Source organism: Helicobacter sp. WB40 (genome assembly GCF_027859275.1).
GTDB lineage: Bacteria > Campylobacterota > Campylobacteria > Campylobacterales > Helicobacteraceae > Helicobacter_D > Helicobacter_D ibis.
In genome coordinates, this window is record NZ_JAQHXS010000005.1 from 44,591 (window position 1) to 69,417 (window position 24,827).

At 31.4% G+C, this 24,827-nt stretch carries 26 protein-coding genes and 3 pseudogenes; 8 read left to right on the forward strand and 21 right to left on the reverse strand.

Translation table 11 applies throughout. The features are described 5' to 3' along the window. Together argH and ubiE are read left to right on the forward strand one after the other, a co-directional pair. Window positions 1-1,404 (forward strand): argininosuccinate lyase, encoded by a 1,404-nt coding sequence (gene argH, locus PF022_RS04770; RefSeq protein WP_271022955.1) that lies wholly within the window; start codon window positions 1-3, stop codon window positions 1,402-1,404. Next, window positions 1,404-2,114, forward strand: coding sequence for a bifunctional demethylmenaquinone methyltransferase/2-methoxy-6-polyprenyl-1,4-benzoquinol methylase UbiE (gene ubiE / locus PF022_RS04775; RefSeq protein WP_271022958.1), 711 nt, complete (start codon window positions 1,404-1,406; stop codon window positions 2,112-2,114). The genes argH and ubiE overlap by 1 nt, the downstream gene beginning before the upstream one ends. On the opposite strand, the gene uvrC is transcribed toward ubiE, so the two are convergent. Both uvrC and PF022_RS04785 read right to left on the reverse strand, forming a co-directional pair. After that, entirely contained in the window at window positions 2,111-3,916 is a 1,806-nt protein-coding gene (gene uvrC, locus PF022_RS04780) for an excinuclease ABC subunit UvrC (RefSeq protein WP_271023040.1), read from the reverse strand. The genes ubiE and uvrC overlap by 4 nt on opposite strands. After that, on the reverse strand, window positions 3,913-4,143 hold the full coding sequence (locus PF022_RS04785) for a hypothetical protein (protein WP_271020934.1): 231 nt from the start codon (window positions 4,141-4,143) through the stop codon (window positions 3,913-3,915). The genes uvrC and PF022_RS04785 overlap by 4 nt, the downstream gene beginning before the upstream one ends. A 314-nt stretch (window positions 4,144-4,457) precedes the next feature. Here PF022_RS04785 and nadB point away from each other — a divergent pair, with 314 nt between their 5' ends. Next, on the forward strand, window positions 4,458-5,918 hold the full coding sequence (gene nadB, locus PF022_RS04790; RefSeq protein ID WP_271022961.1) for an L-aspartate oxidase: 1,461 nt from the start codon (window positions 4,458-4,460) through the stop codon (window positions 5,916-5,918). A 294-nt stretch (window positions 5,919-6,212) separates the two neighbouring features. Here the strand turns inward: nadB and PF022_RS04795 are convergent, their stop codons facing one another. The 9 genes from PF022_RS04795 to PF022_RS04835 all read right to left on the reverse strand — a co-directional run bounded on the left by PF022_RS04795 (window position 6,213) and on the right by PF022_RS04835 (window position 11,821). After that, a complete protein-coding gene (locus PF022_RS04795; RefSeq protein ID WP_271020932.1) occupies window positions 6,213-6,797 on the reverse strand; it encodes an NAD(P)H-dependent oxidoreductase in 585 nt (194 codons plus the stop codon). A gap of 2 nt (window positions 6,798-6,799) precedes the next feature. Further along, window positions 6,800-7,429, reverse strand: a complete 630-nt coding sequence (locus PF022_RS04800) for a CatA-like O-acetyltransferase (RefSeq protein WP_271022962.1) — start codon at window positions 7,427-7,429, stop codon at window positions 6,800-6,802. Next, window positions 7,429-7,893 carry a GNAT family N-acetyltransferase gene (locus tag PF022_RS04805; RefSeq protein ID WP_271022964.1) on the reverse strand — a complete coding sequence of 155 codons (465 nt, stop codon included), beginning with the start codon at window positions 7,891-7,893 and terminating at the stop codon, window positions 7,429-7,431. The genes PF022_RS04800 and PF022_RS04805 overlap by 1 nt, the downstream gene beginning before the upstream one ends. Then, window positions 7,860-8,054: a hypothetical protein gene (locus PF022_RS04810; protein WP_271022966.1), complete on the reverse strand. Its 195-nt coding sequence runs from the start codon at window positions 8,052-8,054 to the stop codon at window positions 7,860-7,862. Before PF022_RS04810 ends, PF022_RS04805 begins: the two co-directional genes overlap by 34 nt. Before the next feature lie 32 nt (window positions 8,055-8,086). Then, entirely contained in the window at window positions 8,087-8,626 is a 540-nt protein-coding gene (locus tag PF022_RS04815; protein ID WP_271022968.1) for a restriction endonuclease subunit S, read from the reverse strand. Further along, a complete protein-coding gene (locus PF022_RS04820; protein WP_271022969.1) occupies window positions 8,623-10,455 on the reverse strand; it encodes an N-6 DNA methylase in 1,833 nt (610 codons plus the stop codon). Before PF022_RS04820 ends, PF022_RS04815 begins: the two co-directional genes overlap by 4 nt. After that, on the reverse strand, window positions 10,424-11,167 hold the full coding sequence (locus PF022_RS04825; RefSeq protein WP_271022970.1) for a hypothetical protein: 744 nt from the start codon (window positions 11,165-11,167) through the stop codon (window positions 10,424-10,426). Before PF022_RS04825 ends, PF022_RS04820 begins: the two co-directional genes overlap by 32 nt. A 213-nt stretch (window positions 11,168-11,380) precedes the next feature. Next, window positions 11,381-11,518: a hypothetical protein gene (locus tag PF022_RS04830; protein ID WP_271022972.1), complete on the reverse strand. Its 138-nt coding sequence runs from the start codon at window positions 11,516-11,518 to the stop codon at window positions 11,381-11,383. A 54-nt stretch (window positions 11,519-11,572) separates the two neighbouring features. Next, complete coding sequence (locus PF022_RS04835) at window positions 11,573-11,821, reverse strand: hypothetical protein (protein ID WP_271022973.1); 249 nt, start codon at window positions 11,819-11,821, stop codon at window positions 11,573-11,575. Between the two features lie 170 nt (window positions 11,822-11,991). On the opposite strand from PF022_RS04835, the gene PF022_RS04840 reads away from it, so the two are divergent. Next, window positions 11,992-12,237, forward strand: a complete 246-nt coding sequence (locus PF022_RS04840; RefSeq protein WP_442908584.1) for a hypothetical protein — start codon at window positions 11,992-11,994, stop codon at window positions 12,235-12,237. Window positions 12,238-12,306: 69 nt separating this feature from the next. Here the strand turns inward: PF022_RS04840 and PF022_RS04845 are convergent, their stop codons facing one another. Further along, on the reverse strand, window positions 12,307-12,615 hold the full coding sequence (locus PF022_RS04845; protein WP_271022974.1) for an ArsR/SmtB family transcription factor: 309 nt from the start codon (window positions 12,613-12,615) through the stop codon (window positions 12,307-12,309). 10 nt (window positions 12,616-12,625) lie between these two features. After that, on the reverse strand, window positions 12,626-13,615 hold the full coding sequence (locus PF022_RS04850) for a permease (RefSeq protein ID WP_271022975.1): 990 nt from the start codon (window positions 13,613-13,615) through the stop codon (window positions 12,626-12,628). A gap of 132 nt (window positions 13,616-13,747) precedes the next feature. Between PF022_RS04850 and PF022_RS04855 the strand changes: the two genes are divergently transcribed. The 4 genes from PF022_RS04855 to PF022_RS04870 all read left to right on the forward strand — a co-directional run bounded on the left by PF022_RS04855 (window position 13,748) and on the right by PF022_RS04870 (window position 16,793). Further along, the gene (locus PF022_RS04855; protein ID WP_271020922.1) at window positions 13,748-15,373 is read left to right on the forward strand and encodes a phytoene desaturase family protein; all 1,626 of its coding nucleotides are present in this window, start codon (window positions 13,748-13,750) and stop codon (window positions 15,371-15,373) included. Between the two features lie 10 nt (window positions 15,374-15,383). Continuing rightward, window positions 15,384-15,572 (forward strand): hypothetical protein, encoded by a 189-nt coding sequence (locus PF022_RS04860; RefSeq protein ID WP_271020921.1) that lies wholly within the window; start codon window positions 15,384-15,386, stop codon window positions 15,570-15,572. Then, window positions 15,550-15,843: a DUF2147 domain-containing protein gene (locus PF022_RS04865; RefSeq protein ID WP_271020920.1), complete on the forward strand. Its 294-nt coding sequence runs from the start codon at window positions 15,550-15,552 to the stop codon at window positions 15,841-15,843. The genes PF022_RS04860 and PF022_RS04865 overlap by 23 nt, the downstream gene beginning before the upstream one ends. A gap of 464 nt (window positions 15,844-16,307) precedes the next feature. After that, window positions 16,308-16,793 (forward strand): methylated-DNA--[protein]-cysteine S-methyltransferase, encoded by a 486-nt coding sequence (locus PF022_RS04870; protein WP_271020919.1) that lies wholly within the window; start codon window positions 16,308-16,310, stop codon window positions 16,791-16,793. 90 nt (window positions 16,794-16,883) lie between these two features. Here PF022_RS04870 and PF022_RS04875 read toward each other — a convergent pair whose 3' ends face one another. From PF022_RS04875 to PF022_RS04900, 8 genes and pseudogenes are all read right to left on the reverse strand, one after another. Beyond that, window positions 16,884-17,834, reverse strand: a complete 951-nt coding sequence (locus PF022_RS04875; RefSeq protein WP_271021002.1) for an HTH domain-containing protein — start codon at window positions 17,832-17,834, stop codon at window positions 16,884-16,886. Between the two features lie 10 nt (window positions 17,835-17,844). Further along, a complete protein-coding gene (locus tag PF022_RS04880) occupies window positions 17,845-18,615 on the reverse strand; it encodes a TdeIII family type II restriction endonuclease (protein WP_271020918.1) in 771 nt (256 codons plus the stop codon). Further along, a complete protein-coding gene (locus PF022_RS04885; RefSeq protein WP_271020917.1) occupies window positions 18,608-20,374 on the reverse strand; it encodes an AIPR family protein in 1,767 nt (588 codons plus the stop codon). Before PF022_RS04885 ends, PF022_RS04880 begins: the two co-directional genes overlap by 8 nt. Before the next feature lies 1 nt (window position 20,375). Next, on the reverse strand, window positions 20,376-21,965 hold the full coding sequence (locus PF022_RS04890; protein ID WP_271020916.1) for a DNA methyltransferase: 1,590 nt from the start codon (window positions 21,963-21,965) through the stop codon (window positions 20,376-20,378). Between the two features lie 5 nt (window positions 21,966-21,970). Beyond that, window positions 21,971-23,188, reverse strand: a pseudogene (guaA, locus tag PF022_RS08900) (glutamine-hydrolyzing GMP synthase); the annotation flags it as partial. A gap of 105 nt (window positions 23,189-23,293) precedes the next feature. Then, a pseudogene (locus tag PF022_RS08905) lies at window positions 23,294-23,620 on the reverse strand (GNAT family N-acetyltransferase); the annotation flags it as partial. Window positions 23,621-23,686: 66 nt separating this feature from the next. Next, window positions 23,687-24,022: pseudogene (locus tag PF022_RS08910) on the reverse strand (glutamine amidotransferase-related protein); the annotation flags it as partial. Window positions 24,023-24,181: 159 nt separating this feature from the next. Beyond that, entirely contained in the window at window positions 24,182-24,826 is a 645-nt protein-coding gene (locus tag PF022_RS04900) for a hypothetical protein (protein WP_271020914.1), read from the reverse strand. Window position 24,827 lies beyond the last annotated feature (1 nt).

A 24,827-nucleotide genomic window follows, 5' to 3' on the forward strand; every position in this document is an offset into this window, starting at 1 on the left:
ATGAAAGAAAATAACAAACTATGGGGCGGACGATTTAGCTCAAGTAGTGCAAAGCTACTAGAAGAGTTTAACACTTCTTTGCCATTTGATAAGAGACTATATAAGCAAGATATAAAATGCTCAAAAGCACATGCAAAAATGCTAGAGAAATGCGAGATTATTAACACAAAAGAAAAAGACTTAATAATAAATGGGCTAGAAACAATAGAATCTTTAATAGATTCTGGCGAGTTTAAATTTTGTATATCTGATGAAGACATACATATGGCAGTAGAAAAAAAGTTAATAGAACTAATAGGAGATTCGGGCAAAAAGCTACACACCGCACGAAGCAGGAATGATCAGGTAGCAGTTGATTTTAGATTATTTGTGCTAGAACAAAACAAATACATAAGAAGTCTGCTTATAAATCTAATTGAAACACTAATAAATATATCGCAAAGCCATACAGACACTATTATGCCAGGTATGACACATCTCCAACATGCTCAACCGGTAAATTTTGCATTTATCCTTTGTGCTTATGTAAATATGTTTATGCGAGATATACATAGGCTAGAAGATTCATATAAGCAAAATAATTATTGCCCACTAGGCTCTGCTGCTCTAGCTGGGACACCATATAATACAGATAGATTCTACACTGCTAGAGAATTAGGATTTGCCTCCCCTACTTTAAATGCTATGGACAGCGTTAGTGATAGGGACTTTGCACTAGACTTTCTATATAGCTTAAGTGTAATTGTTATGCATATTTCAAGATTCGCAGAGGAGCTAGTATTATGGAGTAGTAGTGAGTTTGCTTTTATAACACTTAGTGATTCTTATTCTACTGGTAGCTCTATAATGCCTCAGAAAAAAAACCCAGATATACCAGAACTACTAAGAGGCAAAAGCGGTAGAGTGTATGGAAACTTAATATCTTTGCTAACAACACTAAAAGGGCTACCACTTGCATACAATAAAGACACACAAGAAGATAAAGAGTGTGTATTTGATAGCCTAGATACCATAGATATATCACTAAGAATCCTAAATGATATGCTAAAAGAAATAACAATAAACAAACAAAACATGGAAAACGCTTGCAAAATGGGACATCTAACGGCAACTGATTTGGCTGATTTTTTGGTGCAAGCAGTAAAAATACCATTTAGAGAAGCACATCATATAGTAGGCAAAGTAGTAGCATACGCTGAATCGTGCAATAAAGACTTAAGCGAACTTACAGAAGATGAACTATGCAAAGTAGATTCTAAAATACCAAAAGAAGCTCACAAAGTGCTAGATATATATACTTCTATGAATAGTAGAAACTCTTATGGAGGCACTTCAACTGCCTCAACACAAGCACAAATACAAAGCATAATAGCATGGCTAGAAATACATAAAATAGGACTATAATGGAAAAACAACAAGAAATAATATCAATGTTTGACAACATAGCAGATAGCTATGATATAACAAATAGAATCTTAAGTTGTGGAATTGATGTAATATGGCGAAATAAGGCATGTAATTTAGCGTTCCAAAATATGCAAACTAAAGACAATATAAATATCATCGATGTAGCATGTGGAACTGGAGATATGATAATAAAATGGCAAGAAAATGCAAATAAAAACAATATAAATATAAATAATATAAAAGGCATAGACCCAAGTGAGAAAATGCTACAAATCGCACAAAAAAAGCTCTCCAATGTAGAGTTTATAAAAAACGAAGCTACAAATATACCACTAGAGAGTGAAAGTGCAGATATTATTTCTATCTCTTATGGTATACGAAATATAGTGGCAAGACAAGAAGCTTTAATAGAGTTTGCAAGAATATTAAAAAAAGGTGGAATCTTAGTAATTTTAGAATTTACAAAAAACCAAAATCCAAGCCTACTGGAAAAATGTGCAATGTTTTATACAAAGAAGATTCTACCTATTGTTGGTGGTTTGGTATCACAAAATTATAAAGCATACAAATACCTGCCAGATTCAATAGAGGAGTTTTTAAGCACACAAAAACTAAACGAAGAACTAAAGGAAAGTGGATTTACACCACTATACACAAAGGCTTTTTTAGCAAATATTTGCACATTATTTGTTGCCAAAAGAGACTAGCTAGAACTTAAAGCCTCATATACCGCTAGAGCCTTTTGTTCTCCTAGTGCAATTTCTAACTCTTTTAGACTTGCTTTATGCACAGATTCAAAGTCGCCAAAATAATCTAAAAGCCTCTTTTGAGTAGCCTTACCTATGCCCTTTATCCCTAAAAGTTTACTTTGTTGCATTGTTTTTTGTTTTTGTTTTTGGTGGAATGTGATTGCAAATCTATGTGCTTCATCTCTTAGCTTCTGTATGAACATCAGCCTTCTATCAGAGCTTACAAGCTTATATTCACTATCTTTGCTACGCAAAATATCATTAGCCCTTCCCTTAGCACGATAGGCTTTGGAATCTAACTTTTCTTTAGATATTGATACTACTTCTAAATTTACACCTGCTTTTTTTAATAATTCTAATGCAATATTAATCTGCCCTACTCCACCATCTAGCACCCATAAATCAGGTGGTGGATTTTCACTAAAAGATTCTATTCTTCTGCTTAGCATTTCACGCATTTGAGAATACTCATCTTTAAAATGCAATAAATAATGTCTATAATCCTCTTTAATAAAGCAATCATCATACACAACCATAGCACCAACACATTGCTCTCCCTTGTGATGAGAAGTATCAAACACTTCAATTCTATAAGGCCTATTTTGAAGAGAGAATAATTCTTGTATGTCTTTTGTTATCTCATCATCTTTATTGCTAATCCTTAATGCCTCTTGTGCATTACTTAATGCAAGAGTGCATAGTCTCTTTTTATCACCACTTTTTGGATTTATTATTTGTATTTTTTTATGGAATCTATTCTGTAAAAAATCCTCAAGCCATGCAAGACTATCACCAAAATCAAAAGGAACTAGAATTTTTTTTGGCACAAATGGCAAGGATAAACTATAATAATTAATCAAAGCTTGTGTGTATATCTCTAGCTCATTTATTTCGTATTGGCTTTTTATTGTATTTGTAGTGCTTGATACTATTTTGCCATTTCTTATAAAAAACTTCACAAGAGCACCTTTATTCCCCAAAGACAAAAATGCAAAAACATCTAAGTCCTCCAAGCTAGGAATCTCAACCATACTTAGTTTGTTTATTCCCTGTATTTTTTGGATTCTATCTCTATAAATCATTGCCTCTTCATATCTCATGGCTTGTGAGTAAAGATTCATTTTTTCTTCTAGTATTTTTAGAATCTTTTTTGGATTGTCTATACATTCTAGTGCGTTAGATAGTATTTTAGAGTAGTCTTCTTTTGTTACTTTGCTTTCACACGGTGCAAGACATTTTTTGATTTGATAGAACAAACATGCCTTCTTACCTTTTAGGCAACTTTCTTTTTGTATTAATAAAAAGGATTCATAAATTGAATCTAATAATGCCCTAGCACCAGTGGTATATGGACCATAGTATTTTAGATTCTTATCTTTTAAAACCTTTCTTGTAAGATAGATTCTAGGGAATTCCTCATTTAGATTCACACACAAATATGGATATGTCTTATCATCTCTAAGTAAAATATTATATTTTGGCTTTAGTTGCTTTATTAGTGAGTTTTCTAATATCAATGCATCATGCTCATTTTCTAGCACTATATATCTAAGGCTTGTAGTTGCATTTAGCATGTGGATTATTCTTTGAGATAAATTTGGTGCAGGAGATAGGTATGGAGTGAATCTAAAATAACTCTTTACTCTATTTTTAAGATTCTTAGCTTTACCCACATATAATAATCTGCCATCTTTATCGTGGTATTGATACACTCCACTTTTATTTGGCAAACTCTTAATGCTCTCTAATAAATCCACTATCTGCCTTCATGCTCTAAATTATCCAAAATCCTCTCTCTAATCCTCTCAAAAATATCATACAATTCACCACTTGCAAGATTTTCAAACTCCCCTTCACTCTTTTCATTAAAGGATTCCCCTATTATCTCTCTTGTGATATTTATTGCTTGTTTTTGCTCATAACAGATAATGTCATCTATGCCTAGTAGCATTTTTTTATTTGCTTGAAATAGTTTTAAGCCATTCATTATTTCTTTTTTTTTATACTTGAACTCAAGCTTAAATTGGGAATGTTTGCAAACTATATACAACTTGCTATTTTTTACATATACATAACTTATTCCCGCTCTTATGCTACTTACAATATATGGCACAAATTTCCATGCTTCTATATTGTAATTAAGCTTACTATAACAAGGAGAATTAAAAAGATTATGCAAAACTTCAGACGATTTTTTCATGTAATTATTATATCACAAATCATACTTCTAAGCCTTAGTGGTTGCGGTTTTAAAGCTGATCCTTATAGAGAGGATACACAAATACAACGATAGGAATCTATATGAAATATGATGTGATTATTGTAGGTGCTGGAATTGCTGGGCTATATGCTGCACTAAACTTGCCAAAAAACTTAAAAGTCCTAATTTTGTGCAAAGATCAACCATGGGAATGTAACACATTCTATGCACAAGGTGGAATTGCAGTTGCAAAAGATATAGATGATATCCCATTACACATACAAGATACTCTAAATGCAGGTGCTGGGCTGTGCAATAGAGAGATAGTAGAGACACTAAGCAAAGAAAGCCTAGAAGTCTTAGAAGACTTGATAGCTAAAAATACACCATTTGATAGAGATGAAAATGGTAATCTTCTATTTACAAAAGAAGCAGCACATAGCACTGCTAGAATCATACATGCAGGAGGAGATTGCACAGGTAGAGCAATACATAGTCATCTAATATCACAACTAAATCACACATTATGGAAAAATGCCACCGTTACAGAACTGCTTATAGAAGGAGATACATGTTGTGGTGTGAGTGTTTTAACCAAAAGAGGAAACTATAATCTATATGCCAATAATGTAATTTTAGCAAGTGGCGGTGTTGGAGCATTATTTAACTACCACACAAACGCATATACAATATCAGGTGAATTACACGGAATGATCTTAGAAAACAACTTAGAATTACAAGATATGGAGATGTTGCAATTCCACCCAACCGTATTTACAAAAACTCCACACGCAAGAAAGCTACTCTTAAGCGAAGCACTAAGGGGTGAAGGTGCAAGAATAGTTGATTATTGGGGAAATAGATTCTTGTTTGATTATGATAAAAATGGAGAATTAGCACCTAGAGATAAGGTTGCAAGATCTATTTTTGACTACAAATTAAAACTAAAAGAAAAGAATCTAAAAGAAGAAGAATGCGAAATATACCTAGATTTATCTCCATTTTCTAAAGAGTTTTTCTATCATAGATTCCCTAATATTGCTAGGAATCTTAGCTCCTTTGGATATGACTTACCAAATGATAAAATCCCAATTTCTCCAGCATTTCACTACTGCATGGGCGGGATAAAGGTAGATAGAATAGGAAAGGTTATAAGAATGAATAATCTATATGCCATAGGAGAGTGTGCCTGCACAGGGGTGCATGGTGCAAATAGACTTGCATCAAACTCCCTACTAGAAGGTCTAGTCTTTGCCAAAAGGGCTGCACAAAATATAATCCACAATAATATTGAATTAAATTTTAGAGAGTTCCCACTTCATTTGCAAGTATTGCAAAAAGAACAAGATGAGAATCTAAAAGCCATACTAAGAAACATAATGTGGGAGAAAGTCGGCATAATCCGCAAAAAAAGCGGTCTAAATGAAGCATTAGGAGGAATCTATGTAATGCTACAAAGCAACATAGGAAGACTCCTAAAACTACGCCTACTAACTGCTAAAAATATAGTTGAATCAGCTATTAAGAGAGAAGAATCAATAGGAGCTCATTATAGAATCTAAGCACACTTTATTTTCCTCTTATAAGAATTTAATTGTCTTATACTTATTATTTTAGTTACTAAAATTGTGCTAATTTTGTATAAAATATAACCTCGCTTTGTATAAGCTTAAGCTATTTAGATTAGCTTTCCTACTCTTATACAAATAAGATTCTCCACATTTTTCTATTTAGTTAAGAGATAATATCTTTTATGCTTTTTAAGGCAAGATTTGAAGCAACCTATAAAAATTATTCTCTACATTCTTCTTTTGGATAACATATAGAAATTAACTTTATAGTCAAAATTCCTTATTTTATATCTTTAAAATATTTATTAAATGCACTTTATAATCCTTTATATACTTCTCTACTTGTGGATTTTTAATCACATCATTGCAGATAAAAGTAGGTAGTGGTTTCATACCTAAAAACTGATGTGCTTTGTGTAAGTGCAAATACACTCCATCTACGCCCACGCCTTCAAAAAATTGTTCCTTTTCATTAAAGGCTTCAAGCGGTGCATTCCAAGTAAGAGAAAACATATATTTTTTATCCTTCACAAGCCCACCACTGCCATATTTTTTACTCACATCTTCCCTACTTCTACCATCATTTGCATAGAGTTTTCCAGCCCCTGTGCTAAAAACCTCATCAATGTATTTTTTGACAATCCAAGGCTCACCCATCCACCAACCAGGCATTTGATAGATGATAGCTTCAGAATCTAGAATCTTTTGCACTTCAGATTCTATATCATAGCCTTTATCTATACGCGTTTCACTCACATTTAGCCCTAGAGATTCTAAAGTCTCTTTTGCCACATTATGTAAAGTATCATTTAGCTTACCACCAGAGTGCCCAAAACTTTTAGATCCATTTAATAAAAGTATATTTTTCATTCTTACTCCTTAAAATTATTAATAGCTTCTTGCAAAGATTCTACAAACTTTGCTACATGATAGCCATCGCAAATTGCGTGATTAACATTAATATTTAGCAAAATTTTAGAATCCTGTATTTTTGATAGAGTGAAAATTGGCGCATAAAACTTGCTTCTATCAATTTGCAAATTAAAATCCTTAAAACTAATCCAGGGAAGCGAAGATATAAAAAATATATTTGGCAAATTTGTCGCCTTTGCCTCATAGCTTAGATTTTCACCAAACTCCGTTTTATCGCTTTGCAGTTTCTCATTAAATGTAGCAAAATCCTCATCATATTCACTCCAAAGAGAGCTAAAAGTCTCACTATTTTTATGAAAAATAGTATAGCTTGGGTGAGAGATTTCATAATAGCCTAAAATCCCATCTTTATAATCCATTCTAAATTCTACTATCTCATTCACACTCCTAGAAATACAATAAAGAATAAGATTTGAAAAGCTATATCCCTTTTGTTTATGATTCAGCAAATTTTGCACTTCAAGTTCCACACTTAGCGAAAAACCACAAGGATTTGCACTAAAAAACTTAAAATGCTCTGCTCTTTTGTAAGATTTTAAATCAATAGGAATAAAATGACACTCTTTCATCAATCAGCCTTTATATCACACGCCAAAATCGCATATTCATCAAGTGCTTCAAAGCCACAGCATTTATAGAATCTAAATGCCGGATATTTACGCTGTGTATTCAAAATCATAGCATTAATATCTACATATTGCATCTTTAACTGCGTTTTTATAGTTTCTAAAAACTGCTTGCCATGGCCTTTATTTTGATATTTATACGCGATAAAAAACTGCTCAATTGCATATTCTTTAGCGACTTTATCATCAAGTGTATAAGGCTTGATATAGCCCACGCAAACGCCTATAATCTGACTATCTTTTACAAGCATAAACCCTAAAAATGTATTCATCTCTAAAAGCATTAAAAAGTATTCTTTTATCTTTTTGGGGCAATTTTGCTCACACCATAGCTCTTTTGAAAATACATCTATATACAAAGATACACACTCATCTAAGTTAGCTTTATCAAAGTTTTTGCACTGCATTTATAATCCCTCACACAATATCGTAAAACTAAAACCTCACCCAAGTTTAGCAAGAATTGCTTTTTTATCTCTTTAGCAACAAATTCTTCATTATAATATAACTCGTAGCGTTTTCTAGCTTCTTGTGTTGCGTTTATCTTAGAATCTGCATATAAAACCATGCTTTTATTTTTACATAAAGCACACTTTAGATTTATGGCACATGTTTTTCTTGATAATATTTTAAAATATCTTGCGTTTTTTTAGATTCTATATCTTTCATATAGGATTCCATAAATTGCCAATCTGGATTGCCTTTAGAATCTATGGGGAGTAATAATTTTTCTCTTTTAATCCTTTTGTCATTAATCTCACGATTAAAGCTATATTTAGCACTTAAGCGAGTAATAATTGGAAGCAAAAACAAATAAATATATTTATTAAATTTAGGTTGTATAAGTTGCGTAACATGATCGCTTGCAATAAACTCATAAGAGTAAAAAAACGCACTGCCGACACTCCCACTATTTGCCAAAGAAATACAATCGCTAAATTTTCTTACATTTTTACGATTGTCTATAAAATTATCTACGCCATTATTAAAAGCACTTGAAGAAACATAAGGAGTTTCACCCTGAATTTGATTATCTTTAATTAATCTTTTTCCTCGCTTGATTTCTTTAAAAATATCGGCAAAATAAAATTTCTTCCATTCTAGATTCTCTAAACTCAATTGCTCATTTGCGATTTTCATGAGGCCATCCTCAATGAAAATGCGTTGTTGCAAGGTGTTTGGATACTCTGAGTGTGTATTAAGAAGATAAGAGAAACTGCTAGTTTTGTCCCCCCCCCCCCGCAGTTATCAGCTATTTTTTTATTGTAATACTCTAAAATATCTTTAATATATTTTTGCTCTATGTTTTTCATATAGCTTTCCATAAACTGCCAATTTGGATTACCTTTAGAATCTATAGGTAAAATCAAAGTTCTATTTTTAAGTCTTGTGCCCGTAAGTCCTTTGCCATAACCAAATCCACAATTTTTAATACTGCTTTGCAATATTCTCACAAGAAATAATCCTGTATATCTATTTACGCTTTCATTTTGTAAAAAATACATTTTATTGCCCGTAATATATTCTTGTTCTTGATAAAAAAAATCAGCATTTTCGGCACCAAAAGAAATAGTATTTTTTGGGTTTAGTTTAAAGTTATTGTTTATTATGCAACACTCTAGCCCATTATTGAATGATGTTCTTGTAATATATGGAATTGTTCCATCTTTAATTTTAAGCTCTGTTTTATGATATGCCTTAGAATTTACAATTTTAAACACATCACTTATTTTAAACTCTCTCCATTCAACACCAGCTAAATCATTTTGCATTTTTTCATCCTCTAAACCAAATAAATAACCTCTGCCATGCGTTATCATATTAAATTCAAAAGTAAGATAATCCGCCATTGTTTTTTCAAATTCTTCATGTGTTGGAATTTCATCATTAAAATAATAAAAACTATGTAACCACTCATCATCTGCTTCTATTGTGGTTTTGACACAAAATTTACTTGGTGCTTCTAATTCATCACGCCAAACCTTTAATAAATACGCTTTTTTATCTTCTGCATGTATGGTTTCAACTAAACCTTTGTGTTTTTGCACTTCATAGCCATCATCTTCAAAATTAATAAATTTACAAATCCTATCTTTATCATGAGGTATTCCAGCGGTAAAAACGGCTATGCAAGGATTAGTCCCTACACCATAAAAAGTATTTTTATTCAAGGTGATTACACCCTCTAAAGTATGATGTTTTAAAATATTTGCCTTAATGGCTTTTTCTTCTTTGCTTTTGCCTGTCATGGCAGATTGTGGCACGATAACAACAACTTTTCCACCTTTTAAAATAGAATTTAAAAGATGTTCGCTAAATGCAATTTCGGTTAAGTTTTTATCAATTTTTCCTTGAGAATAAGGGGGATTCATAAACCCAACATTTGCCATAAAATTTTCTTGAAGTTTTAAAGGATTTTGCTTTAAAAAATCCTCATCATATAAATTACTTTTACCATCTCCTCTTAACACCATATTTGCAGTAGCAACGGCAAACATAAAAGATTGCAATTCAAAACCAAAAAGCTGATTTTTCTTAATCTCTTCTTTTTGTCTTTCATTTTTGGCTTTTAAGAGCATATAATCCATAGCAGTAATCAAAAAACTGCCTGTTCCACAACAAGGATCAAGCACCCTATCGTTAGCTTTTAAATCTATTAAATCGCAAAATAGTTCTGTAATATGTGTAGGCGTAAGCACGATACCCAAAGTCTGTCCATCACCACCGCTAAAACGCATAAACTCACTATAAAATATTCCTAAATAATCATTAGAATTCTTTATAACATGAATAGAATCAAAAATATTTTCTTTAATAAATTTTGCATAATGCTTTAAAGGAGTGTAATTGATTTTCAAGCCTTTTTTATCAGTAATTTCGCAAAGCTCGTTAATCTTTTTGGTATCCTTAATCACAGAAAATTGGGATAAAACTTTTTCAAGTTTTACCTTTTGAATCGATAAGTTCATGAATTTTCATTCCATCTGTTTTAATTTCATTATTATTTAGATAATTTAAATCTAAACCTTGTGTTTTCATTTCATCAAGTGCTAGTAAGATTCCAGCTACAACTAAGGGTTTATTTCTATCATCTAAAGCCCCATAATTTCTTAAATCCTCATGTAAAGCAGCAGCAATTTTTTCAATATCTTCTTTGTTTTTTTGTTTGCTTGATTCTTCTTTTAAAATTACGCTTTTGTAATATTCTTCTATATTTTTTTCATTAAAAAGCATAAAAGTTTCAATATCTTCTAAAGGTTCTCTAATAAGCTTTCCATTATCAATAAATATTGGTGTGATTTTGTGCTTTTTACTATCCCCGCTTACCGCAATCGCAAATACTTTCTTATAGGTATTTTGATTTTTAATAATATGTTTTGCATACCATAAAGCACCATTGAGTGCATAATTTTCTATGTCTTTTTGCTCTTGTGAGATGATGTTATTTTCATTTCTTTTAATATGTTTGCTAACATCTGCTTTATTTTCAATCACAATTACAAAATCTTTTACTACACCACAATATTCAGGATATCCTTGCTTATTTGTTCCTTTTTTAGATGCAGTGCTTAAGGCTTCATTTAGCTCTTTAATATCCGAACCTTGATAAACCAAATTGATATTTGCTTCTTTTAAAAGCTCATATACCCATAAGTCTGTTTGCACTTCCTTTTTTGCCATTTAATAACCTTGTATCTTTAAGATTATTTCCATTTAATTATGTCTCACGATTTGAAAATGATACTATCCATCACTAACAATGTTAAAGAACGCAATTTTACTATTTTTTAGCTTATAGGTGTCTATTTTGGAGCGTTTGAAATAGATTTATTTTAAAAGCAAAGGGCATAAAGCCCCTAAATTTAGAAGTTAGAAAATTTTAGAATCTTACCTTTACTTTGCTAAATTCAGTAAAAACTCCGCTGTTTTTACATCTCTATTATTACAGATAATATATGGAGAGATTTTAGAGATAGATTCCATATCATTAGAAACTAGTGTAAAATCAAACACAGAAATATTCTCAACCATTCTCTCTTTGCTTAGAGTTTTTGGGATTACTGCGATTTCTCGCTCTATTAGCCATCATAAAATCACTTGTGTTATGCTTTTGCTATATTTTGTAGCGATATTTTTTAGAATCTCATTTTCAAAAATCCAATTTTGCCCTCTGCAAAAGACGCCCAAAGACTGCGTAGTTACACCTAGTTTCTTTATATTCTCTTCAAAATCAAAGCATGGCAAAAATAGGTGGCACTCTAATTGATTAAGTGCTAGTTTTACTTCATTGTTAAAGCAAAAATCCGTAAGCCTATCAGGATAGAAATTTCTCACACCAAGCGATTTTGATAAGCCTTTTATTCTTTAACTCACTCATCACTTCCCACGCACCATAGCTATCATTAAAAGGTTGGTGGATAAGATATCAATCAACAAAATCTAGCCCTAATTTTTGTAGATATTATGAGTGTATAAAACTCTCATAATATCTAAATAAGGATTCTATGGAGAAAAACAAAAAAATTGATTTTAATGGTGGTGTATTTAACTGCACACTATCACTATCGCTGGTAAATACAAGTAAGTATTTATATATCCTATATCGTTGCGAAGCAGTGCGTCATAATAAACTAAATCGGTATTTATACCCATATCTTTTAAATGCTAACAACACACTAAGAGAACTTCTAATAGTGCGTAGAATACACCAAATCCCACCAAAGGTAGAATATAAGTTATCAAACAGATAACAAAGCTTAATCCCAATTTTACAAGCAATGTGTGATTGGGAAACGTAGTATAAAAGTCAAAAATAATTCCTAATTCTTGCAACTCTTCTTAAGCGAAGGGAGTGATAAATTAAGTTCCTTTATAGTCTCTAAACACTGAATATGAAAAAGGGATAAATCCTCCATTATCTTATAATATGCCCAAGTGCCTTTACGTCTAACTTCTAAAAATCCAGAATCTTTTAATATTTTTAAATGGCGTGAGAGGCGCGATTGAATCATATTTAAAGAATTTTGCAAATCACATACGCAAAGTTCACCATTTTGAGCCAAAAAGGCTAGTATTAGCACCCTACTTTCATCATTTAACGCACCGATAATATTTAAAAATTTATCCATTTTACCTCTTTTAGAGAAAATAAATAAGGCTTCCAAAGCCAATTGCAATAAATAAGATAAGCCCTACAAAAAGTGCTAGAAAGTTTATTCTAAACATACCTTTCAATAAAATAAGTTCAGGAAGAGAACACCCAGCACCTGCTATTAAAAAGCTAAAAATCACACCTTCATTGACACCTGCTTCAAGCAATGCCAAACCAATAGGGATAATCGCCTCCACTCTAATGTAGAGCAAGATTCCAATAAATGCTGCAAAAATTATGCTAAGCACTCCAAAATCACTTAGAGAATCTTGCAAGAAGTCTTGTGGCACAAATCCATGTATAAAAGCCCCAATACCCATACCTATGGTAATGTATGGGATAAGCTTTTTATAATCTTTGAAAGATTGAAATAAAATTTCTTTAAAACTTAATTTATCTTTAAGTGTGTTATCACAGCAACCTGTGTTTGCATTTTTACTCTCATCACAACAACTTTGAGGTTTTTTGATACTAAAAGAAGTGATTTTGGCAGGATTTTGAGCTTGATTATTAGCAGAAAATGATAAAGTATTTGTGCTTTTAAAATCCTCTTTTAAAAATTTTTGCGTATCTAGTTTTTGGATTAAAATGGAAATAATAAAAATAACAACAAACAAAAAAGCACTATATATAAAAGTAATTTGCCACCCAAAAGATACAAAAAGCATAGCAATGATAATGGGATTAATTAAAGGTGAGGTAAATAGATAAGCAATACACACGCCAAAGGCTACATTTGTATTTAAAAATGCACGAAATAATGGAATGGTAGAGCAAGAACAAAAAGGAGTAAGAGCACCAAGAAGCATAGCTTTAAGATAGCTAGAATAAGAATCTTCGCTTAGGTGTTTTTCAAAAACATTCTTGCATTTATGATTAATAAAGCTAACAACAGCAGAGATAGCAATAAAGAGCAAAGAAAGCTCGATAAAATAAACACAAAATAGCTTAAGAGATTCTAATAATTTTACTTCCACAACAAATTACCTCCTAAAATTTTATAGAAACATAACATATTTATATCAATAAATCAATATATATTGATATAAATAATTTAAAAATTTACATATTACTTTTATAATACAATGCTAAATTCAACAAGGAGTATTATGGATACACAATTTGATGCAATTATCATTGGTTCTGGGCTTGGTGGCTTAAGCTGTGCAGCTACGCTATCAAAGGCCAATAAAAAAGTGCTTGTATTAGAACAACATAGCTTGATTGGTGGATGTGCTACTTGTTTTAAGAGAAAAGGTATGCTTGTAGATGCAGGATTACACGAAATGGATTTTGGTACAGAAAAACGAGATATGAAACACGCGATTTTCAAACATCTTGGATTGGATAAAAAACTGTATCTTATCACACTTCCTAGTGCATGGAGTATCGTAGAGCAAGATAAGCCAAATAAGATTCTAACAATCCCACATGGCAATACAAAAGAAGCACTTATTGCAGCATTCCCACACGAAAAAGAAGGCATTGAAAAATACTTTAAAAAGCTTGGCTTTCAAAGCTTTTTAATAAGAAGCTTCCCGTTTGATATGAAATTTATCGATTTCTTCTTTGCGCCAATAACTACACTTATATTCTTTGCTTATAATATGGTGCGCAATAAAAGCGTGGGCGAAGTGTTAGATTCGTGTATCAAAGATCCTAAACTAAAGAGAATTTTAAATATTAATATCTCCTATTATCATCATAATCCATTTAAATTTATTTGGAGCTATCACGCCATAGCACAAAACAACTACTACAATAAAGGTGTATATATAAAAGGTGGCTCACAAAAGCTTTCAGATACACTTAGTGAGATAGTTAGAGAAAATGGCGGGGAAGTGAGGGCAGATTCTGATGTAGTAGAGATTTTGTGTGATGATAAAAGTGTAAAAGGTGTAAAATATATAGATAAAAAGACTAAACAAGAAATAGAAGTCTATGCAGATACAATCATCGCAAATTGCGATCCGCATATAGTATATACAAAGCTTTTAAAAAATCTTACTCCAAGTGAATATAAAAAAGATTCTAGACTTACAGAGGATTTCACGCTTACCTCATCACTCATCTCACTCTATATGATATTTGATAAGAATCTAAGCGAGATCTATCCAAATATGGACTACTCTACTTTCCTTGTAGATGAGAAATATTTTAATCGCCCTTTTGATTCTAAGAATGCAGATTCTGCAAATACACAAATAGAGTGCCGTGATTTTGCCTTTGTGAATTACTCAAAAATTGATAGTGGGCTAAGCGATAGAGATGATAGATATCTTGGTGTTGGTGCGGTGTATAGCTATTATGAAGAATGGGATAATTTAGATAAAGTTGCCTATAAAGCCAAAAAACAAGAACTCCAAGATGCACTAGTGAAGCGATTAGAGAGCGTGTATCCTAATATTATGGAGCACTGTATCCATATAGAGCTCGCCACGCCAAAGACGATTGAGCGCTACACACGCACAAGAAAAGGTGTGATTTATGGATACGATCAAGATAAAGAAGGTTTTATTGGTAGAGAGAGGTTTAAATCAAAGAGTATCAAGAATCTCTACTTTGCTTCTAGCTTTGGCTTCCCAGGTGGAGGATTTACCGGTGCGATTTTAGGCGGATATAGAACCGCAAGAAAGATTTTAGATCCCTATTTTTATGCAAAAAGGATTACATTATGTGTGATCTTTGGCACCGCAGTTGGTATTGGGATAAGTGCATTAATAAAAATGATATAAGGAAAAGTGCATGAATTTTAAGATAATTGGCTGTTTTATGATTAGTGCTGGTTTTGCATTTACAAATGATATAAATGGTATCTATCTTTTACCAAAAGATTCTAAAGATAAACAAAGTGTGGTAGAGATTTTTAGCAAAAATAAAGCATTTTATGGTGTTGGATTTACAACCACAAATGGAATTAGATGTAGATTCTAATAATCCAAATAAAAGCCTACAAAATCGCCCTATCCGTGGCAGTATATTTTTAAATATGAAGTGTAATAATAATAAATGTAATGGCAAGATCTATAGTTTTGAAAAAGGCAAAACCTATCCAATTAAAGCTATGCTAAAAAATAACACGCTAGAAATAAAAGTGGATGTGCTTTTTGGTCCTATGTTTATTTGGCAAAAGCTAGACGAAACACAAGCACTCAAATATAATAATGAACGATTAGATATAAATGCACTTGAATTGATGCAATAATTAAAAAATCATAGCCTATTAATACTTCAAATATTTATTTCTTAATATGGCTAAATGGCTTGATGTACTGGATTATTAAATCTCTCATGAATCTAAAATATAATGCATTCTATATGCTCATAAGGACCTTGTATGCTTAGAGAATCTAAAATATCAAGTTCTGCAATCTCAATATCTAATTTTACCAATGCTATCTTGCCACCCTTTTAACTATCTCTTTTACAAACTCGTAAAAATCAATCCACTTGCTTTATAACCACTTTATGCGTGATTTTTATCACCAACAATAATTTCACCTTGACTAACGATACCCTCACCTCAATCATAAAACATTACCAAGGCGTAGATTATATCTGTATAAATCTTTAAAAAGTATACAAATATTGATTTAGATCAATAGCATAAGCATTTAACCAAATATTTTGAATTTTAATAAAATAATACTACCAAAATTAGGAAATCAAATGTATTACACATATTTTAGCTCACAACTTGGCAACCTTATGCTAACTGCAAATTGCAGTGCTTTAATCGGACTAACCTTTCAAAACGATTGCAATTTTAAAACAATTACAAATCATCAATACAAAGAAACAAATATATTGACACAAACTAAAAAATGGTTAGATATTTACTTCAATAAAAAAGAACCAAAATTTAGTGTAGAAATATGCTTGATGGGTAGTGATTTCCAAAAAGAAGTATGGGAAATTTTATGCAAAATACCTTTTGGAGCAACAATAAGCTATGGAGAGATCGCACAAGCTATCGCTAAAAGACGCAATATAAAACGCATGTCAGCTCAAGCAGTAGGCAAAGCTGTGGGAAGCAATAAAATTGCAATTATTGTGCCATGTCATAGGGTCATTGGCTCAAATGGTAGTTTAATAGGATATGCAGGGGGCTTAGAAAAGAAAAGCACATTATTAAAACTAGAGGGTGTTTTATAGTAAATATTTATATCTAAAATTACACAAGTATCATTAATATCATAACTTAGCATTATGCTAATGCTGATAAAGTGAGGCTTAAAAGTAAATTTATATATTATTTAGCTTATTGACTTCTATATGCCTTTGCATTGCTTCATCATCTAGGATTGTATCGTATCTATTTTTAGAGATTCTGTGGCGTTTGCCAATCTCTAGATCTTCATTGATAGTTTGGATAAACTCCTTAAAATTTGGATTTTTCTCCACAAGCATATTAAGCGTTGCAATATCAAGCTCTCTTTTGTGCGAAGGGAGGATAATGTTACTATCAATTGTGTTAGATTCTAACCTTATCACGCCAATACCAAAGCTAGCATTTAAACGTATAAGCTCCTCTAAAATCTCATCATCAAACTCTTCAAAAACCACCAAATATCCCTCGTTTGCAAAGCTAGAGTTTGAGACAGCTTGAAAATAAGATTCTTTTAAATTACTCCACGAAAGACGCACCTTTAGCTCAAAGGCATAGAATTTAAAGTTAAATTGATTAGTGTTTTTTAATAAACTTAGCGTCTCTTGCTCGTAGTCATTTTCAAAAGGAAAATGCACTCCCACAATATCAGGATAATTCCACTTATCACGTCCGCTTATGCTTTTTGTGCTTTTTTCATGAAAAATAGTTTTGCAATAGAGATTAAAATTAGGATTTTCATACAAGAATTTTACTAAAAGTGGGTGGAGGGAACGTTCTTTTATATTCTCTTTAGTATGTTTTGCTGGGTGTTCTTTTTGGAGTTGAATGGATTGCGTAAGAATTACCTTATTTTTTAAATAAAAAGTTGTAGGCTGTTTGGAAGTGATATAAAAAAGAGAATCTTCATTTTTAATATCAGTATAAAGCAATGCACTAATATTGTGCCAAGGTGTCTTGCCGATGCTTCCTAGCTTCTTATCTAGCCCCATTTTTACACCACTCTCCCAAATCTCCATAAAGGTAAGGGGTTGTGATGAGCTTCCTAAAACATCAATGATAAATTGTCTGAATGTGTATTTTTGTATAGGGAATCCTTTAACTTAGATGAAATTTTTTAAAATACTCATCAATCTCATTTCGCATTTCAAGCCCAACTTCTTCAAAAGAATCCAAAATGATTTCATAGCTTCCGACTCCACCTATAAAATCCCAAAACTCTTTTGCCACCTTTAATTCAAAGTCTAAATCAAGCATTCCAGCCATAGTCCAACGCTCATAAGGTTTAGGTTCATAAGGATTATATGGAATTGCAATAAGGGAATGAATGTTGGCTTGTGGATTTGCATACGCATAGCATGCTACCCAAGCAAGAAGTGTGCGCTTAAATTCCTTGAAACCTCCCTTATTTGGTTTAGCGGTTTTAATATCTATCAAATACACATTATTATGTTGCTGTAAAAATAAATCTATCTTAGTAGGCTTTATAGTGCTAGTTTCACCGCTTCGTGCCACATCTAAAATCTTGGCAATTTCATCATTTTTATTGGGCTTAGAATTTCCGCTTTCTAAAGAATCCATAATATCTTGGATAACCCTTTGTGCTTCTTTTGTAATGATATTTCCAACCTCTTTTTGACGCTCAATAATATCAAAATGACAATGTCCTAACTCTTCAGCCACAGGTTCAAAAATGCTAGTGCCAAAATTAGTATTAAGACTTTGAATAAAGCTATAAAGTGCCATTCTATCTTTCCCTAAAAGGCGTGTATGAAAAGGCATATATGAAGTTTCTGGCTTATAGTTTTCAAATTTAGTGCGCAAAGCTATTGTAAGACGAGTTTTGATATTGTTTTTTATATTATTCATTATAATACTCCCGTAATTGTATGCAAAAATCATCAAAGTTATCAATGATTTTAGTAATAGGAGAATAAAGAATTTTTTGGTTTGTTTTTGTAATGTTTGAAATATTTAAATCTGTATCATTGATGTGTTTAAGAATATGTTTGATTAAATTTTCAAATTTTTCTCTGCAAGAAAGCAAAGAATTAAGCTTACTACATACCATTTCTATTTCATTTTCATTTAAGTTTGGTATATCTCCCATTTTTCTAGGCTTTTTAAAATTGGTATCCAAAGTTACTACTTTAAAGATTATAAAGGTGATGTGGTGTTTGAGAAGATGTATTTTATCCTTTTTGTTTGTATTTAAAAAATCTTGTATAAAAACAAAAAGGTATGTGACATGATAAATTAGTTTACAGTAGGATTCCTGATTGATACCTTTAAGATTTTCTAAGTATTTATTCATGGTGCTATCAAAATACCCAGAAGCTCTATGTGGGATGTGAAAAATTGATGACATTAAAGCTCTCATGATTATAAGCAAATCAACATTTATATAGTTTTTCTCATCAATTTGACCAATTCTTCTTTTGTAAAAAATAGATTTATTATCAATAATATTTTTATGAAAATAATCTTCGAGAAACTTAAAAAACTCTCTATTGGATAAAAGTTGATAGGTATCAATTTGATTTTGACTATTTGCGCTTGTTGCAATCAATTCTATTTCATCTTCATCAATAGCTTCAATTAGCTTTACTGGCAGTATTATATTTTTGATTACTTGAGTATCATCAGCATGCTTATATATTTCAAACAAAGAATTGATTGTTTGACAACCATTGATGATTCTAATAGAATAAAATATATAATCATTAGTATTGTTTTTATATTCAGAGTTTATTATGGTAATCCCATTATTGTATAGATGAAAATCTGAATCTTTCGTTGTTGCAGTATTTTGAATATTTCTATTAATATCTGTATTTCCTAAAAATAACCTGATATTATCTTCGAAAACATTATTATTAAGTATCCTAAGTTGATTGTTTTCAAGAGAAATGGATTGAAGCAAAGATAAAGCATCTAAGTATCCAATAAAACATTTATTAGATATAGAAATTAAATTATTTTTTGGTATAGAAATACTGACTTGCCCAGTTCTATTGCTTTCGTAAATTTTTCTTATAAATTCACTTCCTATTAAACATGTTTTAATTTCAATAAATTCCCCAATCTTTTCTTCATTGGTTTTTATTTTGTCTCTCCAATTATCTTCTAAAGTCTTTATTTCGCTTTCTGTTTTTTGTGTGCAAAAATAAAAACTAGCCTTTAAAGTTATATTTTTCTGTTGTTGAGACTTTTTATCAAAGGCATGAATGCATTCCGCAATATTTTTTGGGCAATTATTCTTTCTCTCCAGTATAGATGTTAGAGTATTATAAAATTTCAATATATCTCCAATATCAACACTTTTAGAAGTTTTTGCCTCTACAAAACAAAATTCTACATTTTTAAATTTCGCATCTTCGGTAAGAAGAATATTGTAATTAGAGATTGAATATAATGAATTATCAACAATAATAAAAAATCCATCAATTCCAGAAATATTATCATTTAACCAAATATCTTTTAAAATTTCACTATCTATTTTATTGGATAATGTTGTTGCTAACATTGATGCAGAAAAAATTTCAAATTCTTGTGACTTATTTAATGACATGTTGGGAAACAAATCGCAACAAAATTCTCTAGCTTGTTTAATAATTCTTGATTCCATTTTATATCTCCTTTAAATGAAAAATACTCTCACTATATTTATTCTTATCTTTTTCGCTACGATTTAGAACAGGTCTATCATAGCGATTTACAATTTTCATTCCTGCAAGTTGTGCTATATTTGGATAAAGGTTAAATTTATCATTTGCAACCAAAAATACATTGTAATTATTCTTTAAAAATCGCCTTGCATTGTTTAGGGCTTGTGCTACTCCTTTTACATAACTTTCTTTTGCATTCTTACTTTGTCCTTCGCTTAATCTACCAATTTCTAAACAATCATTACGTGGTAAATCAAAAATATCATAAGCATAAGCATGTTGCTCGTGATAGTCGATTAAACCAACATAGGGCGGAGAGCTAAAAATACCAGCTATTTTTTGTGTTTTTACAAGATTGGCAAATTCTTTATCTATCAATTCTAATTGAGAAGTAATATTCACATTTGTAGAATCTGTATTTAAACAAATTTGATTTGTATCTGTACGTAAGTTTTCAAACTCTCTTAGTCGCTTTAAAGTATCCTTTGCATAGCTATCCCACCATTTTTTAATACTAAAAAGAGGTTTACATATTCTGCCATGTTTATGACAATAATATGTTGCAGTAATAGGCTCTATTAAAGTGGCTAAATCTGAATGTGTGGTAGCTCGACAACTTCTTGCTGTTCTGCTCAAAATAATAGATAAAATATTTTGTAGATTTTTTGGTGCTTTTAAAATTTCATTTCTTATGAGGATAATTTCTTGCCTAATGGAATCCAAATACCATTTTTCAAAAAAATTACCCTTTAAATTTGTAGTAAGGTTTATAGCGTATTGCTTGATTAAATCATCATAAATTTTTAAAAACTCTGCTTCTTTGTCTTTTCCATATTGTTTTTCATCAACCTGTTTTAAAGCAACTTGGCGTTTAAAAGTCTTATTTGGAAAATACATTTGATTAAACATGCTTAATTTGTTATTTAAATCTAATTCAAAAGTTTTAACCTGCGTAGCGTTTGTATAAGAATTTAGCACATTTGTGATTCTAAAGATTTCTGCTTCAAGTATTTTTAAATCATATTTTGTAATTTTAGCATTGCTTAACATTGTATTAAAATATGAAATATCAATACCAATGGCATGCATGTTGAGTTCATTTGCTACGCATAATGTTGTCCCACTTCCAGCAAAAATATCTAAAATAATATCTCCTTTTGCAAAATATGATTCTGTCTTTAAAGAATCAGTATGAAAATCTAAAAAATACTCCACAAGTTGTGGTATAAATTTACCTTTGTAAGGGTGGATTCTATGAATATGTTTTGTTGTTTCAGCTTCTTTGTATTGTGCAAAAGAAATAGGAGAATCTAAATATTTTTGCGATTTAATGGTTTTATCATAATATATTTTTAATTCATTCCTATCTACCAAATTTTCTTTGTTATTTGTGCTATGATTTGCAACTTTTCCATAATTTAAAAGATAAATAATATTATTGCTCGTCACCTTTTTGCCTAGATATTCACTAGCCCAAATAGCAGCAACTTTTGGGCTAAGTAGTATTGGGAATTCATCATTGCATATTTTAGTATTTAAAGAACTTTTCAAGCATCTCACTCCCACTCAATCGTGCCTGGTGGCTTAGAGGTTATATCATATACTACGCGATTTATCCCTTCTACTTCATTAATGATTCTATTTGCCACGCCCTCTAAAAAGCTATGTGGGAGATGAGAGAAAGTTGCAGTCATACCATCAAGTGCTTCTACAGCTCTCACGCAAATAGTATTATCATAAGTGCGATTATCACCCATTACACCCACACTTTTGACATTCAAAAGCACACAGAATGCCTGCCATACTTTATTGTATAAATTATGCTTATAAAGCTCCTCAATAAATATAGAATCACAAACCCTTAGCAAATCTAAATCTTGCTTATTTACCTCTCCCATAATGCGTATTGCTAAGCCTGGCCCTGGGAAAGGATGACGAATAAGCATAGATTCAGGCATTCCTAGCTCTCGCCCCAAAGCCCTTACTTCATCTTTAAAAAGCTCTCTTAATGGCTCGATTAGCTCAAACTTCATCCAATCAGGCAAACCACCTACATTATGATGGCTTTTTATCGTCTTGCTTGGTCCCTTTACGCTTACAGATTCGATTACATCTGGATAGAGTGTGCCTTGCGCTAGGAATTTTATCTCTCCATTTTCATTATGCTTTTTAGCCTCCGCTTCAAAAACTTCAATAAAAGTCTCACCGATGATTTTTCGCTTTACTTCTGGATCAGTTACGCCCTTTAGTTTGCCTAAGAAAATCTCACTTGCATCAATAGTGATAAGCGGTACGCCCAAGTTTTCTCTAAACATCGCCTCCACTGCTTCCCTCTCTCCCGCTCTCAAAAGTCCTGTATCTACAAACACAGGAATAAGATTCTCACCAATGGCACGATAAAGAAGTGTCGCTACTACACTTGAATCCACTCCACCACTTACTGCACATAACACTTTACCACTTTTGGCAACTTCTCTTAACTTTTGTATTTCAGATTCTGCAAAATAATTCATATTCCAACTTGTATCTGCCATACAGATATTTATTGCAAAATTCTCTAATATATCTCCTCCACATTCACTATGCACAACTTCTGGGTGAAACTGCAAAGCATAAATATTTTTATCCAAATTTGCGATAGCACAATAATGCGTATTTCCACTCTTTGCAAGCTCAACAAATCCTTGTGGAATCTCTTCAACCCTATCAGCATGACTCATCCACACAATACTATTATTTTTTACATTATTAAAAATTTGACTTTTGCTAATTATGATTTCTTTTATATTTTTAAGATTCTCTCTTATTTTATCTGCTTTACCCCTTAGATGTGTTACAGGAAAATTTCTGCCTTTAGAATCTGTTTTACTTTCTTTAAAAATCTCAAAACCGATATTTTGATAAAAACTCAATGCATCATTATTTTGCGTATTACAATCTACTGCTATAACATCAGATCTATCATTTAGTACGCATTTAATTAATCCTTTACCTATTTTGCAATTAAAATATTTACTAGACACAAAAAGCATTTCTATTTTATTATCAATGCAACCTATAAATCCCAAAAACCTACCATCATGTTCAGCCACCATAAAAATATCGCATGCACTTAAACCTTCTTTTACTTCATCTTTAATCTCTATAATATCACTTTCTTTTAAAAAGCAATGACTAGCTCTTACAGAATCTTCCCATAACAACAAAATAGATTCCTCATTTTGTCTTATTTTATATTTATCAAAAGATATAAAATTTATCTTCTCACCACCTAATACTTCTAGATGCGCCTTACCAAACTCCTGCTTATCTGCCTTTAATACCTTGCCACCAAAGTGATGAGCTATATATTGCATACCATAACATATACCAAGTATAGGAATACCAAGTTCAAAAATCTTAGAATCTGGCTTATATGAATCTTCTTCATATACACTTGCAGGACCACCGCTTAAAATGATGCCTTTTGGTTGTTTTGATTTTATTTTTTCTATATCTTCAAAATAAGGAACAATCTCTGTATATACCCCATGCTCTCTAAGTCTTCTAGCGATTAATTGGGTGTATTGACTGCCAAAATCTAAAACTATAATTTGGACTTGATTCATGGTATGCTCTCCGTTATTAATTTATTTTATATTTATAATTTTGAATACTTAATATAGTCTTAATTTTACATAAAAAATAATAAATATACTTTGAAATATTAAATTGTAGTTACAAAAGTAAAAGCAGGATTCAAAAATCCAAAAAGGATTTTTGAATTATTATTCATCAAGTGCGAAGCTACCTTTAGAATGAGATCTTAAATATTCCCATATTAGCTTATCATCTTCTTCAGTAGGCATAGCAAATGCTTTCATAGTACCATATACGCCTTCCCACTCTTGAATTGTATGCTCTTTTGGAGAGTGTGCTGCATGACACATAGAGCAATTATCATAGTAAATAAACTCGCTCTTACTCCATATCTCGCTCTCTGTTTTTGTTAATTTTGCCTTAGGTATAGCAACTTCCATATCCTTTACTACACTTCCTTCTTTTAAAGTTATAGCAGGTAGAATAAAATCTTCATCAGCATATATATTTAAGCTATCACCATCTTTTATATATCCAACAGCTTTTAAAATAACCTTATCTCCCTGCTCCTTTACTTCGGCAAAACCATAGCCTTTAATTACGCTACCTATAACCTTGCTTCCATCAGAAGAATAAACTTGTGTATCTTCAGTAGCAAAGTGATATACACCCTCTCTTTTTGGTTTTTCCACTACTACTTGCTGCGTTTCATCTAAGGTAAAGCATGTATGACATGAACTCTCACTAGAGCTAGAACTTTTAGTAGAAGATTCTTGACAACCAACAAAAAACAAACCAGCTAATAAAATTGTAAAAACACTTAATTTTCTCATA

Excerpts from the sequence above, each read along its gene's own strand:
- PF022_RS04800 (WP_271022962.1), bottom strand. The coding sequence starts at position 7,429 with ATGAAAGAGTGTCATTTTATTCCTATTGATTTAAAATCTTACAAAAGA.
- PF022_RS04860 (WP_271020921.1), top strand. The coding sequence starts at position 15,384 with ATGAATTTTAAGATAATTGGCTGTTTTATGATTAGTGCTGGTTTTGCA.
- PF022_RS04865 (WP_271020920.1), top strand. The coding sequence starts at position 15,550 with ATGGAATTAGATGTAGATTCTAATAATCCAAATAAAAGCCTACAAAAT.
- argH (WP_271022955.1), top strand. The coding sequence starts at position 1 with ATGAAAGAAAATAACAAACTATGGGGCGGACGATTTAGCTCAAGTAGT.
- PF022_RS04795 (WP_271020932.1), bottom strand. The coding sequence starts at position 6,797 with ATGAAAAATATACTTTTATTAAATGGATCTAAAAGTTTTGGGCACTCT.
- PF022_RS04880 (WP_271020918.1), bottom strand. The coding sequence starts at position 18,615 with ATGAATAATATAAAAAACAATATCAAAACTCGTCTTACAATAGCTTTG.
- PF022_RS04805 (WP_271022964.1), bottom strand. The coding sequence starts at position 7,893 with ATGCAGTGCAAAAACTTTGATAAAGCTAACTTAGATGAGTGTGTATCT.
- PF022_RS04845 (WP_271022974.1), bottom strand. The coding sequence starts at position 12,615 with ATGGATAAATTTTTAAATATTATCGGTGCGTTAAATGATGAAAGTAGG.
- PF022_RS04825 (WP_271022970.1), bottom strand. The coding sequence starts at position 11,167 with ATGGCAAAAAAGGAAGTGCAAACAGACTTATGGGTATATGAGCTTTTA.
- PF022_RS04785 (WP_271020934.1), bottom strand. The coding sequence starts at position 4,143 with ATGAATGGCTTAAAACTATTTCAAGCAAATAAAAAAATGCTACTAGGC.
- PF022_RS04885 (WP_271020917.1), bottom strand. The coding sequence starts at position 20,374 with ATGGAATCAAGAATTATTAAACAAGCTAGAGAATTTTGTTGCGATTTG.
- PF022_RS04840 (WP_442908584.1), top strand. The coding sequence starts at position 11,992 with ATGGAGAAAAACAAAAAAATTGATTTTAATGGTGGTGTATTTAACTGC.
- nadB (WP_271022961.1), top strand. The coding sequence starts at position 4,458 with ATGAAATATGATGTGATTATTGTAGGTGCTGGAATTGCTGGGCTATAT.
- PF022_RS04820 (WP_271022969.1), bottom strand. The coding sequence starts at position 10,455 with ATGAACTTATCGATTCAAAAGGTAAAACTTGAAAAAGTTTTATCCCAA.
- PF022_RS04870 (WP_271020919.1), top strand. The coding sequence starts at position 16,308 with ATGTATTACACATATTTTAGCTCACAACTTGGCAACCTTATGCTAACT.
- PF022_RS04810 (WP_271022966.1), bottom strand. The coding sequence starts at position 8,054 with ATGGTTTTATATGCAGATTCTAAGATAAACGCAACACAAGAAGCTAGA.
- ubiE (WP_271022958.1), top strand. The coding sequence starts at position 1,404 with ATGGAAAAACAACAAGAAATAATATCAATGTTTGACAACATAGCAGAT.
- PF022_RS04830 (WP_271022972.1), bottom strand. The coding sequence starts at position 11,518 with ATGGTTGAGAATATTTCTGTGTTTGATTTTACACTAGTTTCTAATGAT.
- PF022_RS04815 (WP_271022968.1), bottom strand. The coding sequence starts at position 8,626 with ATGAAAATCGCAAATGAGCAATTGAGTTTAGAGAATCTAGAATGGAAG.
- PF022_RS04900 (WP_271020914.1), bottom strand. The coding sequence starts at position 24,826 with ATGAGAAAATTAAGTGTTTTTACAATTTTATTAGCTGGTTTGTTTTTT.
- PF022_RS04855 (WP_271020922.1), top strand. The coding sequence starts at position 13,748 with ATGGATACACAATTTGATGCAATTATCATTGGTTCTGGGCTTGGTGGC.